Source organism: Enterobacter sp. 725m/11, from assembly GCF_011683705.1.
In the GTDB taxonomy this organism is placed as follows: domain Bacteria; phylum Pseudomonadota; class Gammaproteobacteria; order Enterobacterales; family Enterobacteriaceae; genus Enterobacter; species Enterobacter bugandensis.
In genome coordinates, this window is record NZ_JAAQOK010000051.1 from 1 (window position 1) to 17,260 (window position 17,260).

At 56.5% G+C, this 17,260-nt stretch carries 15 protein-coding genes; 14 read left to right on the top strand and 1 reads right to left on the bottom strand.

The features are described 5' to 3' along the window. Positions 1–345: 345 nt before the first annotated feature. Complete coding sequence (queG, locus tag HBA26_RS18695) at positions 346–1,485, bottom strand: tRNA epoxyqueuosine(34) reductase QueG (RefSeq protein ID WP_126346003.1); 1,140 nt, start codon at positions 1,483–1,485, stop codon at positions 346–348. Here queG and nnr point away from each other — a divergent pair. The 14 genes from nnr (at position 1,484) to rlmB (ending at position 17,253) form a co-directional block, all read left to right on the top strand. Beyond that, positions 1,484–3,007, top strand: coding sequence for a bifunctional ADP-dependent NAD(P)H-hydrate dehydratase/NAD(P)H-hydrate epimerase (gene nnr, locus HBA26_RS18700; RefSeq protein ID WP_048961000.1), 1,524 nt, complete (start codon positions 1,484–1,486; stop codon positions 3,005–3,007). The genes queG and nnr overlap by 2 nt on opposite strands. Then, positions 3,000–3,461, top strand: a complete 462-nt coding sequence (gene tsaE / locus HBA26_RS18705) for a tRNA (adenosine(37)-N6)-threonylcarbamoyltransferase complex ATPase subunit type 1 TsaE (RefSeq protein ID WP_126346002.1) — start codon at positions 3,000–3,002, stop codon at positions 3,459–3,461. Before nnr ends, tsaE begins: the two co-directional genes overlap by 8 nt. Before the next feature lie 16 nt (positions 3,462–3,477). Continuing rightward, positions 3,478–4,812 carry an N-acetylmuramoyl-L-alanine amidase AmiB gene (amiB, locus tag HBA26_RS18710; protein ID WP_126346001.1) on the top strand — a complete coding sequence of 445 codons (1,335 nt, stop codon included), beginning with the start codon at positions 3,478–3,480 and terminating at the stop codon, positions 4,810–4,812. 9 nt (positions 4,813–4,821) lie between these two features. After that, positions 4,822–6,666 (top strand): DNA mismatch repair endonuclease MutL, encoded by a 1,845-nt coding sequence (gene mutL, locus HBA26_RS18715; protein ID WP_126346000.1) that lies wholly within the window; start codon positions 4,822–4,824, stop codon positions 6,664–6,666. Beyond that, the gene (gene miaA / locus HBA26_RS18720) at positions 6,659–7,609 is read left to right on the top strand and encodes a tRNA (adenosine(37)-N6)-dimethylallyltransferase MiaA (protein ID WP_028015253.1); all 951 of its coding nucleotides are present in this window, start codon (positions 6,659–6,661) and stop codon (positions 7,607–7,609) included. The genes mutL and miaA overlap by 8 nt, the downstream gene beginning before the upstream one ends. 85 nt (positions 7,610–7,694) lie before the next feature. Continuing rightward, positions 7,695–8,006, top strand: coding sequence for an RNA chaperone Hfq (hfq, locus tag HBA26_RS18725; RefSeq protein ID WP_013095287.1), 312 nt, complete (start codon positions 7,695–7,697; stop codon positions 8,004–8,006). A gap of 73 nt (positions 8,007–8,079) precedes the next feature. After that, positions 8,080–9,360, top strand: a complete 1,281-nt coding sequence (hflX, locus tag HBA26_RS18730; RefSeq protein ID WP_023331851.1) for a ribosome rescue GTPase HflX — start codon at positions 8,080–8,082, stop codon at positions 9,358–9,360. 56 nt (positions 9,361–9,416) lie between these two features. Continuing rightward, positions 9,417–10,676, top strand: a complete 1,260-nt coding sequence (gene hflK, locus HBA26_RS18735) for an FtsH protease activity modulator HflK (RefSeq protein WP_028015254.1) — start codon at positions 9,417–9,419, stop codon at positions 10,674–10,676. Between the two features lie 2 nt (positions 10,677–10,678). After that, positions 10,679–11,683, top strand: coding sequence for a protease modulator HflC (hflC, locus tag HBA26_RS18740; protein WP_028015255.1), 1,005 nt, complete (start codon positions 10,679–10,681; stop codon positions 11,681–11,683). Between the two features lie 71 nt (positions 11,684–11,754). Continuing rightward, on the top strand, positions 11,755–11,952 hold the full coding sequence (locus HBA26_RS18745; RefSeq protein ID WP_003855996.1) for a DUF2065 domain-containing protein: 198 nt from the start codon (positions 11,755–11,757) through the stop codon (positions 11,950–11,952). Between the two features lie 104 nt (positions 11,953–12,056). Continuing rightward, on the top strand, positions 12,057–13,355 hold the full coding sequence (locus HBA26_RS18750) for an adenylosuccinate synthase (RefSeq protein ID WP_006178975.1): 1,299 nt from the start codon (positions 12,057–12,059) through the stop codon (positions 13,353–13,355). Positions 13,356–13,547: 192 nt separating this feature from the next. After that, positions 13,548–13,973, top strand: coding sequence for a nitric oxide-sensing transcriptional repressor NsrR (nsrR, locus tag HBA26_RS18755; RefSeq protein WP_028015256.1), 426 nt, complete (start codon positions 13,548–13,550; stop codon positions 13,971–13,973). 38 nt (positions 13,974–14,011) lie between these two features. Continuing rightward, entirely contained in the window at positions 14,012–16,453 is a 2,442-nt protein-coding gene (gene rnr, locus HBA26_RS18760; protein ID WP_028015257.1) for a ribonuclease R, read from the top strand. Between the two features lie 65 nt (positions 16,454–16,518). Further along, positions 16,519–17,253: a 23S rRNA (guanosine(2251)-2'-O)-methyltransferase RlmB gene (rlmB, locus tag HBA26_RS18765; protein WP_041911487.1), complete on the top strand. Its 735-nt coding sequence runs from the start codon at positions 16,519–16,521 to the stop codon at positions 17,251–17,253. Positions 17,254–17,260 lie beyond the last annotated feature (7 nt).

Sequence of the window (17,260 nt, forward strand, 5' to 3'; positions counted from 1 at the left end):
CGGGAATAGCTCAGTTGGTAGAGCACGACCTTGCCAAGGTCGGGGTCGCGAGTTCGAGTCTCGTTTCCCGCTCCAAATTCTTCTTCATCTCTAAAATATCCACAGCGAAAAGACGCGCTGGGGACGTTTTCTATTGCATCTGAAATACTCTTGTAAACAGAGTTATCCACAGAATTCGCGCTTTACCCAAACCGTACAGAAAGTTAGCAGGGTGAATAATATCTTCCCAAGTCACTGTATTAATTGGATAAAATTTCATTTCAAAATGTTATTGAGATCACTTGACCTCTTCTCAAGTCCAGATGGCGCTTGAGTTTTTATTTTTATTCACAGGCTGTGAATATATCACGCATCCCGCGTAAGCCCTTTTTCAATCACCCTAACCAGCCGCTGTTTCTTAGGAAGCTGCACCTCAACCACGCAGGCATTTCGCTTCTCGATTTGCTGCGCAATCGCCCATTCTATGTGTTCATCAAGAAGTGGGTGCTCACCTCTACGGCTTTCGAGCGCCTGAATATTCGCTTCATCCCACGGGGCATTGCCCAGCGCGACGGCCACGTTTCGCAGCCAGCGCAGGTGGCCGATACGCCGAATAGCGGAACCTTCCGTCACCTTCAGAAACCAGGCTTCGGTCCAGGCGAACAGCTCAATAAGCTGTGGCGCATGCAGCGCTTTACGCGGGCTGAAGTCCTCTTCGTCCGTCAGCTGTGAATAGCGGTTCCACGGGCAAATCAGCTGGCAGTCGTCGCAGCCGTAGATCCGGTTGCCGATAAGCGGTCGGAATTCTTCCGGGATCGCCCCTTCAAGCTCTATCGTGAGATAGGAGATGCAGCGGCGGGCATCAACGGTGTAAGGCTCAACGATGGCGCCCGTCGGGCAGATGGTCATGCAGGCCACGCAGCGGCCACAGCCTTCCTCCACCGGGCCATCTACCGGCAGGGGTAAATCTATCAGCAGCTCACCGAGGAAGAAGAACGATCCGGCGTCGCGGCTCAGGATAAGTGAGTGCTTACCTGTCCAGCCAAGTCCGGCTTTTTCGGCGAGCGGGCGCTCAAGAACAGGCGCGGAATCGACAAAGGGTCTAAAATTCAGCGAATCACAGTGCTGCTGAATGGTTTCCCCGAGTTTTTTTAAGCGGTTACGCAGAAGCTTATGGTAATCACGCCCCAGAGCGTACCGGCTGACGTAACCCAGGGAGGGATTTTTTAGCGTGCGCGCAAAGGCCGCGTTGGCAGGCAGGTAGTTCATGCGCATGCTGATGACGCGTAGTGTACCCGGTAAAAGTTCATGTGGACGGGCGCGCATCATGCCGTGACGCGCCATCCACTCCATTTCGCCGTGGTATTGTTTGTCCAGCCAGGCCTGCAGTTTTGGCTCGCTGGCAGAGAGGTCGGTATCGGTAATGCCTACCTTCTGGAAGCCAAGCTCAGCACCCCACTGTTTTATTTTTTGCGCTAATTCATTGAGATCGAGGGGCTGTGACATGACGGACCATACGGTGAAGAAAAACCCCGCAAGTATACCACATTCCATCTGGCATGCGGATGACCTCCGGCGCGCCGAAAAAGAGGCCGCAGACAGTCTCGGCATTACCCTTTATGAACTGATGCAGCGCGCGGGAGAGGCGGCGTTTAACGTTGCCCGCAGCGCGTACCCGCAGTCCACTCACTGGCTGATTTTGTGCGGGCACGGCAATAACGGCGGCGACGGCTACGTCGTTGCGCGTCTTGCCGTTGCAGCCGGTCTCCGCGTTACCCTGCTGGCGCTGGAGAGTGATAAGCCCCTGCCGGAAGAGGCCTGCGCGGCGCGGGAGGCATGGCTGAACGCAGGCGGCGTGATTCATGCTCCTGATATCGTCTGGCCGGAAGATGTTGATCTGATTGTTGATGGTCTGCTGGGGACCGGGCTACGCAGCGCGCCTCGCGAAAACATTGCCGCGCTTATTGAACACGCTAACGGGTACTCTGCGCCGGTCGTCGCGCTGGATATTCCGTCGGGCCTGATCGCGCAGACCGGCGCGACGCCTGGCGCCGTTATTCAGGCTGCGCACACCGTGACCTTTATCGCTCTGAAGCCGGGCCTGTTGACCGGAAAAGCGCGGGATGTGGTCGGCGTATTGCACCATAACGCGCTGGGGCTGGAGAGCTGGCTCGTTGGACAGGAAACGCTCCTGTCGCGCTTTGATTCCTCGCAGCTAAAAGAGTGGCTTCCGCCGCGCCGCCCAACGTCTCACAAGGGCGACAACGGCAGGCTGGTGATTATTGGTGGCGATCGCGGTACGGCAGGAGCGGTTCGCATGACCGGTGAGGCGGCACTTCGCAGCGGTGCCGGGTTAGTGCGAGTACTCACTCGCATTGAAAATATTGCGCCAATCATCACAGCCCGACCGGAACTGATGGTCCATGAGCTTACGCCCCAGACGCTGGAAGAAAGCCTCGAATGGGCGGATGTGGTGGTTATTGGTCCCGGGCTTGGGCAACAGACATGGGGTAAACAGGCCCTGCAAAAGGTCGAGAATTTTCGTAAACCGATGCTGTGGGATGCCGACGCGCTTAACCTTCTGGCAATAAATCCGGATAAGCGTCACAATCGCATTCTGACGCCACACCCCGGCGAAGCCGCGCGCCTGCTTAACTGCAGCGTGGCAGAAATTGAAAGCGATCGCTTACTTTCTGCTCAGCGTCTGGTAAAACGTTACGGAGGTGTTGCCGTTTTGAAAGGGGCAGGCACCGTTGTCGCCAGTGACGAGACGCAGGGCATTATTGATGCCGGAAATGCGGGCATGGCGAGCGGCGGTATGGGCGATGTGCTTTCAGGCATCATCGGCGCATTGCTTGGACAGAAACTTCCCCTTTATGATGCAGCCTGTGCGGGCTGCGTGGCCCATGGCGCGGCAGCTGACAGGCTTGCTGCGCGGGAGGGGACACGCGGTATGCTGGCCACCGATCTCTTTTGCACGCTGCGGCGTGTTGTTAACCCGGATGTGATTGACGTAGAAAATGACTAATCGAGCGATTCCTTTACCTGATGAACAAGCCACTTTAGATCTCGGCAAGCGCGTGGCGCAGGCCTGTCAGGGGGCAACCGTCATTTATCTGTATGGCGATTTAGGTGCGGGTAAAACCACCTTCAGCCGGGGTTTTTTGCATGCGTTAGGGCATAACGGGAACGTGAAAAGCCCTACCTACACGCTGGTCGAGCCGTACACCCTCGACAATCTTATGGTGTACCACTTTGATTTATACCGCCTTGCGGATCCTGAGGAGCTGGAATTTATGGGGATCCGTGATTATTTTGCCAACGACGCCATCTGCCTGGTGGAGTGGCCGCAACAAGGTGCGGGTGTGCTGCCTGACCCGGATGTCGAAATTCACTTAGATTACCAGGCTCAAGGGCGTGAGGCTCGCATCAGTGCGGTTTCCTCATCAGGGTGTTCCTTACTGGCGCGTCTCGCCGGTTAAGAGTAGGGATGACGGGATGATTAGTCGCGTTAAAGGTTGGGTGTTGGCTGCGACGGTGCTGCTGTGCGCGCAGGCCGGGGCGGCAAGCCTTTCGGATATTCAGGTGTCAAACGGCGAAAGCCAGGCGCGGATTACGTTCAGCTTTATGGGCGACCCTGAATACGCCTTTTCACAGCCAGACAGCCACAGCGTGGCGCTGGATATCAAACAGACAGGCGTGATCCAGGGGCTACCGCTGCGGTTCAGCGGTAACAACCTGGTGAAAAGTATCCGCTCGGGTACCCCTCAGGACAGCCAGTCGCTGCGCCTGGTGGTCGATCTGACCGAAAAGGGCAAAACGAGGGCGGTGAAGCAGCAAAACGGGGCGAACTATACGGTGGTCTTCACCATCAATGCCGATGTTCCGCCGCCTCCGCCGCCACCGGTTGTCGCGAAACGCGTGGAAGAGCCGGTGTATACGCCTCGCCCATTGGAACCTGCGCGTAATCCGTTTAAATCGCAGAACGATCGCATCACCGCGGCAACCAGCAGTAACACGGTAACGCGTCCGGCGGTCAGCGCACGGCGTACGGTCAGCGGTGACAAAGTGATTATCGCCATTGATGCCGGGCACGGTGGACAGGATCCTGGAGCGATTGGCCCGGGCGGCACGCGAGAGAAAAATGTCACTATTGCGGTGGCCCGCAAGCTGCGGACGCTGTTAAACGATGATCCGATGTTTAAAGGCGTACTAACCCGCGACGGCGACTATTTTATCTCTGTGATGGGCCGCTCAGACGTGGCGCGTAAGCAAAACGCCAATTTCCTGGTCTCCATTCACGCGGATGCCGCACCGAACCGTAACGCGACGGGCGCCTCGGTATGGGTCCTGTCGAACCGCCGGGCAAACAGCGAAATGGCCAACTGGCTGGAAGAGCATGAGAAACAGTCTGAACTGTTAGGCGGCGCGGGTGATGTGCTGGCAAACAGCCAGTCTGACCCATACCTCAGCCAGGCGGTGCTGGATTTACAGTTCGGTCATTCTCAGCGCGTCGGGTATGATGTCGCTACTAACGTATTGAACCAGTTGCAGGGCATCGGGGCATTGCATAAGCGCCGCCCTGAACATGCGAGCCTGGGCGTTCTGCGCTCGCCGGATATTCCGTCAATTCTGGTAGAGACGGGCTTTATCAGCAATAACAGTGAAGAGCGCCTGCTGGGCAGCGACAGCTATCAGCAGCAAATTGCCGAAGCGATTTATAACGGTTTACGTAAATATTTTGAGGCGCATCCTCTGCAGTCCGCGCCGCAGGGCGGAGCAGCCCAGACGGCCAGCGCCGCGCTGCCGGGTGGGTTGACCGCCACAAATTAAGGAGATTTCATGCCGATTCAGGTTCTGCCGCCGCAGCTCGCGAACCAAATCGCCGCCGGTGAGGTGGTGGAACGCCCTGCGTCGGTGGTGAAGGAGCTGGTTGAAAATAGCCTCGATGCGGGCGCCACCCGCATTGATATTGATATCGAACGCGGCGGCGCAAAGCTTATCCGCATTCGCGACAACGGCTGCGGCATCAAAAAAGAGGAACTGGCGCTGGCGCTGGCGCGTCATGCCACCAGTAAAATTGCCTCTCTGGATGACCTGGAAGCGATTATCAGCCTCGGTTTTCGCGGCGAAGCGCTGGCCAGTATCAGCTCGGTTTCTCGTTTAACGCTGACCTCCCGCACCGCTGAACAGCAGGAAGCCTGGCAGGCCTACGCTGAAGGGCGGGATATGGACGTCACGGTCAAACCCGCGGCGCACCCTGTCGGTACTACGCTGGAAGTTCTGGACCTGTTCTACAATACTCCCGCCCGCCGCAAGTTTATGCGTACCGAAAAAACCGAGTTCGGCCATATCGACGAGATCATCCGCCGAATTGCGCTCGCCCGTTTCGACGTCACCATCAACCTCAGCCATAACGGCAAGGTGATGCGCCAGTACCGCGCGGTGGCTGAAGGTGGTCAGAAAGAGCGACGGTTAGGCGCTATCTGCGGGACCCCGTTCCTGGAGCAGGCGTTGGCTATCGAGTGGCAGCACGGCGATCTGGCTTTACGCGGCTGGGTGGCCGATCCGAACGCCAGTAGCGCGGCGTATTCTGAAATTCAGTATTGCTACGTGAACGGCCGCATGATGCGCGACCGCCTGATTAACCACGCCATTCGCCAGGCCTGCGAAGACAAGCTCGGGGCCGATCAGCAACCGGCCTTTGTGCTTTATCTGGAGATCGACCCGCATCAGGTGGATGTCAACGTCCATCCTGCCAAGCATGAAGTGCGTTTCCATCAGTCGCGTCTGGTGCATGATTTTATCTACCAGGGCGTGCTGAGCGTGCTGCAACAGCAGCTTGAACCCACGCTGCCGCTGGAAAAAGAAGACTCCGCACCGCGCCCCATTCCGGAAAACCGTGTCGCGGCAGGCCGCAACCATTTTGCGGAGCCTGCCGTCGCGCGTGAACCAGACGCCCCGCGTTTCTCCTCTGCAGGAGCCGCGCCGCGTCCGACGGGCGTGAACTACCCGAACGCTCAGCCCGGCTATCAGAAGCAGCAGGGGGCGCTGTACCGTAAACTGCTGGAAACGCCCGCAGTCGAGCGCAAAGAGCACGTTTCGGTGGCGTCACCTTCCCTTGAAGGCCATAGCCAGAGTTTTGGCCGGGTGCTGACGATTATCGCACCGGATATGGCCCTGCTTGAGCGCGACGGTAAACTGCTGCTTCTGGCGCTGCCGGTTGCCGAACGCTGGCTCAAGCAGGCGCAACTGACGCCGGGGGAACATGCGGCCTGTGCGCAGCCGTTATTGATCCCGGTTCGCCTGAAAATATCCGCTGAAGAAACAAGGGTATTGCAGCGTGCAGAGGCCCAGCTGGCGCAAATGGGCATTGAAATTGTGCTCGAACCACAACATGTGACAATTCGCGCAGTGCCTTTACCCTTACGCCAACAAAATTTACAAAACTTGATTCCTGAACTGATAGGCTACCTGGCGCAGCAAACATCGTTGGAGGCTGCCAACACCGCGCAGTGGATCGCCCGCCATCTGGCCAGCGAACATTCACCGTGGAGTATGGCGCAGGCGATTACCGTGCTGGCGGAGGTGGAACGCCTCTGCCCACAGTTGGTGAAAGCGCCGCCGGGTGGGTTATTACAACCTGTTGATTTAAAAACGGCGATGACCGCCCTGAAACATGACTGACGTAAGCAAGGCGAGCCTGCCAAAGGCGATTTTTTTAATGGGCCCAACGGCCTCTGGCAAAACAGCGTTAGCCATTGAGTTACGTAAAGTTTTGCCTGTAGAGTTGATTAGCGTTGATTCCGCCCTCATCTATCGAGGGATGGACATCGGCACGGCGAAGCCCGGCGCAGACGAACTGCGTGCGGCACCGCACCGTTTGCTGGATATTCTCGACCCGGCAGAGGCTTACTCCGCAGCGGATTTCCGCCGGGATGCCTTAGCTGAGATGGCCGAGATAACGGCGGCGGGGCGTATACCGCTGTTGGTTGGCGGAACCATGCTCTACTTCAAGGCGCTGCTCGAAGGTTTGTCACCCTTACCTTCTGCAGATCCTGAAATCAGAGCAAAGATTGAGCAGCAGGCGGCAGAGCAGGGGTGGGACGCATTGCATAAGCAACTGGCAGAGATTGACCCGGTTGCGGCGGCGCGAATCCATCCAAACGATCCGCAAAGGCTTTCCCGGGCACTGGAAGTTTTTTTCATTTCGGGTAAAACTTTAACGGAACTGACGCAAACGTCAGGAGACGCTCTGCCGTATCAGGTGCATCAGTTCGCCATCGCCCCGGCGAGCCGTGAACTGCTCCATCAACGAATTGAGCAGCGTTTTCATCAGATGTTGGCTTCAGATTTTGAAGCAGAAGTGCGGGCGCTATTTGCCCGTGGAGATTTGCATACGGATATGCCTTCCGTTCGTTGTGTGGGATACCGCCAGATGTGGTCGTATCTTGAAGGTGAGATTTCATACGATGAAATGGTTTATCGAGGTGTTTGCGCCACGAGACAGTTAGCGAAGCGCCAGATCACCTGGTTGCGCGGTTGGGAGGGGGTTCACTGGTTAGACAGTGAAAAACCGCAACAGGCGTTAAACGATGTGATTGAGGTTGTTGGTGATATCGCCCACTGAATGTGTACAATTGAGACGTATCGTGCGCAATTTTTCAGAATCGCAAGGTTCTAAGTACAAAACAAGCATATAAGGAAAAGATAGAATGGCTAAGGGGCAATCTTTACAAGATCCGTTCCTGAACGCATTGCGTCGGGAACGTGTTCCAGTTTCTATTTATTTGGTGAATGGTATTAAGCTGCAAGGTCAGATTGAGTCTTTCGATCAGTTCGTGATCCTGTTGAAAAACACGGTCAGCCAGATGGTCTACAAGCACGCTATCTCTACTGTTGTTCCGTCCCGTCCGGTCTCTCATCACAGCAATAACGCTGGCGGCGGCACAGGCAGTAACTACCATCATGGCAGCAACGCGCAGGGTTCTTCTGCTCCTGCGCAGGACAGCGACGAGACCGAATAAGGTTTTAGCTGTTATCCACACGGGGAGCCAGGGATCCTGCGTTCCCCGCTGATCTTTTTAGAGAGGTTTACGCTTGTTTGACCGTTATGATGCCGGTGAGCAGGCGGTGCTGGTACACATCTATTTTTCGCAAGACAAAGATATGGAAGACCTCCAGGAGTTTGAATCTCTGGTCTCTTCCGCCGGTGTCGAAGCAATGCAGGTGATTACCGGTAGCCGTAAAGCGCCGCACCCAAAGTATTTTGTTGGTGAAGGTAAAGCAGTAGAAATTGCGGATGCCGTAAAAGCAACCGGCGCGTCAGTCGTGTTGTTTGATCATGCGCTGTCTCCAGCCCAGGAGCGCAACCTGGAAGCTCTCTGCGAGTGCCGTGTTATCGATCGCACGGGATTGATTTTAGACATTTTTGCTCAGCGTGCCCGTACCCACGAGGGGAAACTGCAGGTTGAGCTGGCGCAGTTGCGCCATCTGGCGACGCGTCTGGTGCGTGGCTGGACCCACCTTGAAAGACAAAAAGGCGGGATTGGTTTGCGCGGTCCGGGTGAAACCCAGCTCGAAACCGACCGCCGTTTGCTGCGTGGCCGTATTACCCAGATCCTCTCACGTCTGGAACGTGTCGAGAAACAGCGTGAACAGGGGCGTCGGGCGCGAACCAAAGCCGACATCCCCACGGTGTCGCTGGTGGGCTATACCAACGCCGGTAAATCCACCCTGTTTAACCAGATAACCGAGGCCCAGGTGTATGCCGCAGACCAGCTGTTTGCGACCCTGGACCCGACGCTGCGCCGCATTGACGTTGCAGACGTGGGTGAAACAGTGCTGGCGGATACCGTAGGGTTTATCCGCCATCTGCCGCACGATCTGGTGGCGGCGTTTAAGGCGACGTTGCAGGAGACGCGTCAGGCGACTCTGCTGCTGCACGTGATTGATGCGGCTGACGTACGCGTGCAGGAGAACATCGACGCGGTGAACGTGGTGCTGGAAGAAATTGACGCCCACGAAATTCCCACCCTGTTGGTGATGAATAAGATCGATATGCTGGAGGATTTCGAACCGCGTATCGACCGTGATGAAGAGAACAAACCGATTCGGGTCTGGCTTTCTGCTCAGGCCGGAATCGGTGTGCCACTGCTTTTCCAGGCTTTGACAGAACGTCTTTCCGGTGAGGTAGCTCAGCACACGCTGCGACTGCCGCCACAGGAAGGCAGGCTGCGCAGCCGGTTTTATCAGCTTCAGGCGATAGAAAAAGAGTGGATGGAGGATGACGGCAGCGTGGGGATGCAGGTGCGTATGCCGATCGTTGACTGGCGTCGCCTCTGTAAACAAGAACCTGCGCTGGCGGACTATATCGTCTGATCAGAAAGGGGAAGCCTGAAAAATTCGCCCTTGCATAACAAATATGGAGCATATACATGGCGTGGAATCAGCCCGGTAATAACGGACAAGACCGCGACCCGTGGGGAAGCAGCAATAATCAAGGCGGCAACTCTGGGGGAAATGGCAACAAAGGTGGTCGCGAGCAGGGGCCGCCGGATCTGGATGATATCTTCCGCAAGCTGAGCAAAAAGCTTGGTGGCCTTGGCGGAGGAAAAGGTTCTGGCTCGGGTGGCAGTTCCAGCCAGGGACCGCGCCCGCAATTAGGTGGCCGCCTGGTGGGCATCGTTGCTGCCGGGCTGGTGATCGTCTGGGCTGCCAGCGGGTTCTACACCATTAAAGAAGCAGAACGCGGCGTGGTCACCCGTTTCGGTAAGTTCAGCCACCTGGTTGAGCCGGGCCTGAACTGGAAACCGACCTTCATTGACGACGTGACTGCGGTAAACGTGGAATCCGTCCGTGAACTGGCCGCTTCTGGCGTGATGCTGACCTCGGACGAAAACGTGGTGCGCGTTGAGATGAACGTGCAGTACCGCGTGACGGATCCTGAGCGTTATCTGTTTAGCGTGACCAGCGCCGATGACAGCCTGCGTCAGGCGACCGACAGCGCCCTGCGTGGTGTGATCGGCAAATACACCATGGACCGCATCCTGACCGAAGGTCGTACCGTTATTCGTAGCGATACCCAGCGCGAGCTTGAAGAGACGATTCGTCCGTACAACATGGGTATCACCCTGCTGGACGTCAACTTCCAGGCTGCGCGTCCGCCGGAAGAGGTAAAGGCCGCGTTTGACGATGCGATTGCTGCCCGTGAAAACGAACAGCAGTACATCCGCGAAGCAGAAGCGTACACCAACGAAGTTCAGCCGCGTGCTAACGGTCAGGCGCAGCGTATTCTGGAAGAGGCGCGTGCGTATAAGACCCAGACCATCCTGGAAGCTCAGGGTGAAGTGGCTCGCTTCGCGCGCATCCTGCCGGAATACAAAGCCGCCCCGGAAATTACCCGCGAGCGTCTGTATATCGAGACTATGGAAAAAGTGCTGAGCCACACCCGCAAAGTGCTGGTTAACGACAGCAAAGGCGGAAACCTGATGGTTCTGCCGCTGGATCAGATGCTGAAAGGCGGTTCTGCACCGGCAGCGAAAGACACCAGCGGAGCGAACAACCTGCTGCGTCTGCCGCCAGCCTCATCAGGCAGCTCCAGCGCGAACACGACGCCTTCTTCGAACGATGGTGACATTATGGACCAACGCCGTGCTAACGCGCAGCGTAACGACTACCAGCGTCAGGGGGAATAAGGATGCGTAAGTCAGTTATTGCGATCATCGTCATCGTACTGGTCGTGCTGTATACCTCGATCTTTGTGGTGAAAGAGGGCGAGCGTGGGATCAAGTTCCAGTTCAGCAGCGTCGTGCGTGATGGCGACAAACGTCCGGTGATTTACGAGCCGGGCCTGCACTTCAAGGTGCCGTTCATTCAGTCTGTGAAAACGCTTGATGCGCGTATCCAGACCATGGATAACCAGGCCGACCGTTTCGTGACTAAAGAGAAGAAAGACCTGATCGTTGATTCTTACATCAAATGGCGCATCAGCGATTTCAGCCGTTACTTCCTGGCAACGGGCGGCGGTGACGTGTCTCAGGCAGAAGTGCTGCTGAAACGTAAGTTCTCTGACCGTCTGCGTTCTGAAATTGGTCGTCTTGATGTGAAAGACATTGTGACCGACTCCCGCGGTCGTCTGACCCTGGAAGTGCGCGATGCGCTGAACTCCGGTACAGCGGGCACCGAAGACGAAGTGGCAACGCCAGCAGCGGATGACGCGATTGCTAAAGCGGCCGAACGCGTTCAGGCTGAAACCAACGGTAAAGTGCCGGTGATCAACCCGAACAGTATGGCGGCGCTGGGTATCGAAGTGGTTGACGTGCGTATCAAGCAGATCAACCTGCCAGCGGAAGTGTCCGAGGCGATCTACAACCGTATGCGCGCCGAGCGTGAAGCGGTTGCCCGTCGTCATCGTTCACAGGGTCAGGAAGAGGCTGAAAAACTGCGTGCGGCAGCGGACTATGAAGTGACCAAGACGCTGGCGGAATCTGAACGTCAGGGCCGTATCCTGCGCGGTGAAGGCGATGCGGAAGCGGCGAAGCTGTTTGCCGATGCATTCAGCCAGGATCCAGACTTCTACGCCTTTATCCGTAGCCTGCGCGCTTACGAGAATAGCTTTAAGAGCAACCAGGATGTGATGGTGCTCAGCCCGGACAGCGATTTCTTCCGTTATATGAAGACGCCGACTAACGCAACGCGATAAACTCAGGCTCGTTTGAGTATTCAAACCACCGCTCCCAACGGAGCGGTGGTTTTCTTTTATAAGGATGAAAAATGAATTCAACGATCTGGCTCGCGCTGGCCCTGGTTCTGGTGCTGGAAGGTCTCGGCCCGATGCTCTATCCGCGCGCATGGCGTCGTATGATCGCGACCATGAGCCAGCTACCGGATAATATTTTGCGTCGTTTCGGCGGTGGTCTTGTGGTTGCCGGTATCGTTATCTACTACATGTTGAGGAAAACGATTGGCTGATCAAAAACTAGCCGCAATTGGCGTATTTTCAGGTCAAAAAGTGCTGTATATCTGAAAAAGCGATGGTAGAATCCATTTTTAAGCAAACGGTGATTTTGAAAAAAATGGGTAACAACGTCGTCGTACTGGGCACCCAATGGGGTGACGAAGGTAAAGGGAAGATTGTCGATCTTCTGACTGAACGGGCTAAATATGTTGTACGCTACCAGGGCGGTCACAACGCAGGCCATACTCTCGTAATCAACGGTGAAAAAACCGTCCTCCATCTTATTCCATCAGGCATTCTTCGCGAAAACGTCACCAGCATCATCGGTAACGGCGTTGTGCTGTCTCCTGCTGCGCTGATGAAAGAGATGAAAGGTCTGGAAGACCGTGGTATCCCTGTTCGTGAGCGTCTGCTGCTCTCCGAAGCCTGCCCGCTGATCCTGGACTATCACGTGGCGCTGGACGTGGCGCGTGAAAAAGCGCGTGGCGCGAAAGCGATTGGCACCACCGGTCGTGGTATCGGCCCGGCTTACGAAGATAAAGTTGCACGTCGCGGTCTGCGCGTGGGTGACCTCTTCGACAAAGCGACCTTCGCTGAAAAACTGAAAGAAGTGATGGAATATCACAACTTCCAGCTGGTGAACTTCTACAAAGCTGACGCTGTTGACTACCAGAAAGTGCTGGATGACGTCATGGCGATTGCAGACATTCTGACCGGTATGGTTGTTGATGTATCCGATCTGCTGGACCAGGCGCGCAAGCGTGGCGATTTCGTCATGTTCGAAGGTGCGCAGGGTACGCTGCTGGACATCGACCACGGTACCTATCCGTACGTCACCTCCTCGAACACCACTGCGGGTGGCGTAGCGACCGGCTCCGGCCTGGGTCCACGTTATGTGGATTACGTTCTGGGCATCATCAAAGCGTACTCTACTCGCGTAGGTGCGGGTCCATTCCCTACCGAACTGTTTGATGAAACCGGCGAGTTCCTGTGCAAGCAGGGTAACGAGTTTGGCGCGACCACCGGTCGTCGTCGTCGTACCGGCTGGCTCGATGCGGTTGCCGTGCGTCGCGCAGTGCAGATCAACTCCCTGTCTGGCTTCTGCCTGACCAAGCTGGACGTACTTGACGGCCTGAAAGAAGTGAAAATCTGCGTAGGCTACCGTATGCCAGATGGCCGCGAAGTGACCACCACTCCGCTGGCTGCTGACGACTGGGAAGGCATTGAGCCAATCTACGAAACTATGCCGGGCTGGTCTGAGACCACCTTCGGTGTGAAAGAGCGTAGCGGCCTGCCGCAGGCGGCGCTGGATTACATCAAGCGCATTGAAGAACTGACCGAAGTGCCGATCGATATTATTTCTACCGGCCCGGATCGTACTGAAACGATGATCCTGCGCGACCCGTTCGACGCATAATCTTCGTGACTGCTGGCCTGCGGGGAGACCCGTAGGCCGGATAAGCGTAGCGCCAACCGGCGACCGCTCCTGGATCTCCGCTTTTTCGCCCCGTCTGTCAAATAAATTAGCCGCTAACTATCTGGCTGGTTTATCATCATTAATGAATATCTCTGCGGTTTAACCGCGTTTTCCCTTTTTCCTGAGGTTGATGTGCAGTTAACAAGTTTCACCGATTACGGCTTACGCGCGCTGATTTACATGGCGTCGTTACCCGAAGGGAAGATGACCAGTATCTCTGAAGTGACAGAGGTATACGGTGTATCCCGTAATCATATGGTCAAAATAATCAATCAACTTAGCCGTGCCGGATACGTTGCTGCCGTCCGCGGGAAGAATGGAGGGATCCGTCTTGGTAAACCGGCACAGAGTATTCGTATCGGGGATGTGGTACGCGAGCTGGAGCCCTTGTCTCTGGTGAACTGCAGCAGCGCGTTCTGCCACATTACGCCCGCTTGCCGCCTGAAACAGGCGCTTTCAAAGGCCGTGCAAAGTTTTCTCAAGGAACTGGATAACTACACGCTGGCCGATTTGGTTGAAGAGAATCAACCGCTTTATAAATTATTGCTGGTGGAATGAAGAAAATTTCCACCGGAGCTGACAACGGAGGAACCGACATGTCACAAGATCCTTTCCAGGAACGCGAAGCCGAAAAATACGCGAATCCTATCCCCAGCCGCGAGTTCATCATTGAACACTTAACAAAACGCGAAAAACCCGCCAATCGTGAAGAACTTGCCGTTGAATTAAATATTGAAGGTGAAGAGCAAATTGAAGCCCTTCGCCGCCGCCTGCGCGCGATGGAGCGTGACGGGCAACTGGTCTTTACCCGCCGCCAGTGCTACGCGCTGCCGGAACGCCTCGATCTGCTGAAAGGGACCGTCATTGGTCACCGCGATGGCTTTGGCTTCCTGCGCGTGGAAGGCCGTAAGGACGACCTTTACCTCTCATCCGAACAGATGAAAATGTGCATTCACGGCGACCAGATCCTGGCGCAGCCGCTGGGTGCAGACCGTAAAGGCCGCCGCGAAGCGCGCGTGGTTCGCGTGCTGGTGCCAAAAACCAGCCAGATTGTGGGCCGCTACTTTACCGATGCGGGCGTAGGCTTCGTGGTGCCGGACGACAGCCGTCTGAGCTTCGATATTCTGATCCCACCTGAAGAGGTGATGGGCGCGCGTATGGGCTTTGTGGTGGTGGTGGAACTCACCCAGCGTCCGACCCGTCGCACCAAAGCGGTCGGTAAAATCGTCGAAGTGCTGGGCGATAACATGGGCACCGGCATGGCCGTCGATATGGCGCTGCGTACCCATGAAATTCCGTACGTCTGGCCGAAAGCAGTCGAAGAGCAGATCGAAAACCTGCGCGAAGAAGTACCGGAAGAGTCCAAAGCGGGCCGTGTGGATCTCCGCTCCCTGCCGCTGGTCACCATTGATGGTGAAGACGCTCGCGACTTCGATGACGCGGTCTACTGCGAGAAAAAACGCGGCGGCGGCTGGCGTCTGTGGGTGGCCATTGCTGACGTAAGCTACTACGTTCGTCCGCACACGCCGCTGGATAACGAAGCGCGCAGCCGCGGTACGTCGGTCTACTTCCCGTCGCAGGTGGTACCGATGCTGCCGGAAGTGCTCTCCAACGGCCTGTGCTCCCTGAACCCGCAGGTTGACCGTCTCTGTATGGTATGTGAGATGACCATCTCCACCAAAGGGCGCTTAACGGGCTACAAATTCTACGAAGCGGTAATGAGCTCGCACGCGCGTCTGACCTATACCAAGGTCTGGCATATGCTGCAGGGCGACCAGGACCTTCGCGAGCAGTACGCGCCGCTGGTTAAACACATTGAAGAGCTGCATAACCTCTACAAAACGCTGGAGCAGGCGCGCGAAGAGCGCGGCGGGATCTCCTTTGAGAGCGAAGAAGCGAAGTTTATCTTCAACGCTGAGCGTCGCATTGAACGTATCGAACAGACCCAGCGTAACGATGCGCACAAGCTGATCGAAGAGTGTATGATTCTGGCGAATATCTCGGCGGCACGCTTCGTTGAGAAAGCCAAAGAACCTGCGCTGTTCCGTATTCACGATAAGCCGACCACGGAAGCCATTACGTCGTTCCGCTCCGTGCTGGCTGAGCTCGGCCTGGAACTGCCTGGCGGTAATAAGCCTGAGCCACGCGATTACGCTGAACTGCTGGAATCCATTAGCGACCGTCCTGACGCAGAAATGCTGCAGACGATGCTGCTGCGCTCCATGAAGCAGGCGATTTACGATCCGGAAAACCGGGGGCACTTCGGCCTGGCGTTGCAGTCTTACGCGCACTTTACCTCGCCGATCCGCCGTTATCCGGATCTGTCACTGCACCGTGCGATCAAGTATCTGCTGGCGCACGAGCAGGGCCATAAAGGCAACACGACTGAAACCGGTGGGTATCACTACTCCATGGACGAAGTGCTGCAACTGGGTCAGCACTGTTCCATGACCGAGCGCCGTGCGGATGAAGCGACGCGCGACGTGGCGGACTGGCTGAAGTGTGACTTTATGCTGGATCAGGTGGGCAACGTCTTTAAGGGCGTGATTGCCAGCGTGACCGGCTTTGGTTTCTTCGTTCGTCTGGATGAGCTGTTTATCGACGGTCTGGTGCACGTCTCCAGCCTGGATAACGACTACTACCGCTTCGACCAGGTCGGGCAGCGTCTGATTGGCGAATCAGGCGGCCAGACCTACCGTCTGGGCGATCGCGTGGAAGTGAAGGTCGAAGCCGTGAATATGGATGACCGTAAAATCGACTTCAGCCTGATCTCCAGCGAGCGCGCGCCGCGTAACGTCGGTAAAACCGAGCGTGAAAGGGCGAAAAAAGGCGGAAACGGCAAAGCGAGCGGTAAACGTCGCCAGGCGGGCAAAAAGGTGAACTTCGAGCCGGACAGCGCGTTCCGCGGCGAGAAGAAACAGAAGCCAAAGGCGGCGAAGAAAGAGGCTCGCTCAGCGAAAAAGCCTTCCGCGAAGACGCAGAAAATCGCTGCCGCGACAAAAGCGAAGCGCGCAGCCAAGAAAAAGCAGGCGGAGTAATTCTCCCCTCACCCTGACCCTCTCCCCAACCGGGAGAGGGGAAATACTTATTACGAGAACCATCAATGAGTGAAATGATTTACGGCATCCACGCGGTGCAGGCCCTTCTCGAGCGCGCACCGGAGCGTTTTCAGGAAGTGTTTATTCTGAAAGGTCGTGAAGACAAACGTCTGATGCCGCTGATCCACGCGCTGGAAGCGCAGGGCGTGGTGATCCAGCTGGCGAACCGCCAGTTCCTGGATGAGAAAAGCGAAGGCGCGGTGCACCAGGGGATCATTGCCCGCGTGAAGCCGGGCCGTCAGTATCAGGAAAACGATCTGCCGGATCTGATTGCCGCGCTGGAAAACCCGTTCTTCCTGATTCTGGATGGCGTCACCGACCCACATAACCTCGGCGCGTGCCTGCGCAGCGCGGATGCGGCGGGCGTGCACGCGGTGATCGTACCGAAAGATCGCTCTGCCCAACTGAACGCGACGGCGAAGAAAGTGGCCTGCGGCGCGGCGGAAAACGTTCCGCTGATCCGCGTGACCAACCTGGCGCGCACCATGCGTCTGCTGCAGGAAGAGAATATCTGGATCGTCGGTACCGCGGGCGAAGCGGATCATACTCTGTATCAGAGCAAAATGACCGGCCGTCTGGCGCTGGTGATGGGGGCGGAAGGTGAAGGCATGCGTCGTCTGACGCGCGAGCACTGCGACGAGCTGATCAGCATCCCGATGGCGGGCAGCGTGTCGTCTCTGAACGTTTCCGTTGCAACGGGTATCTGCCTGTTTGAAGCGGTGCGCCAGCGCGGAGAATAAACAGCAA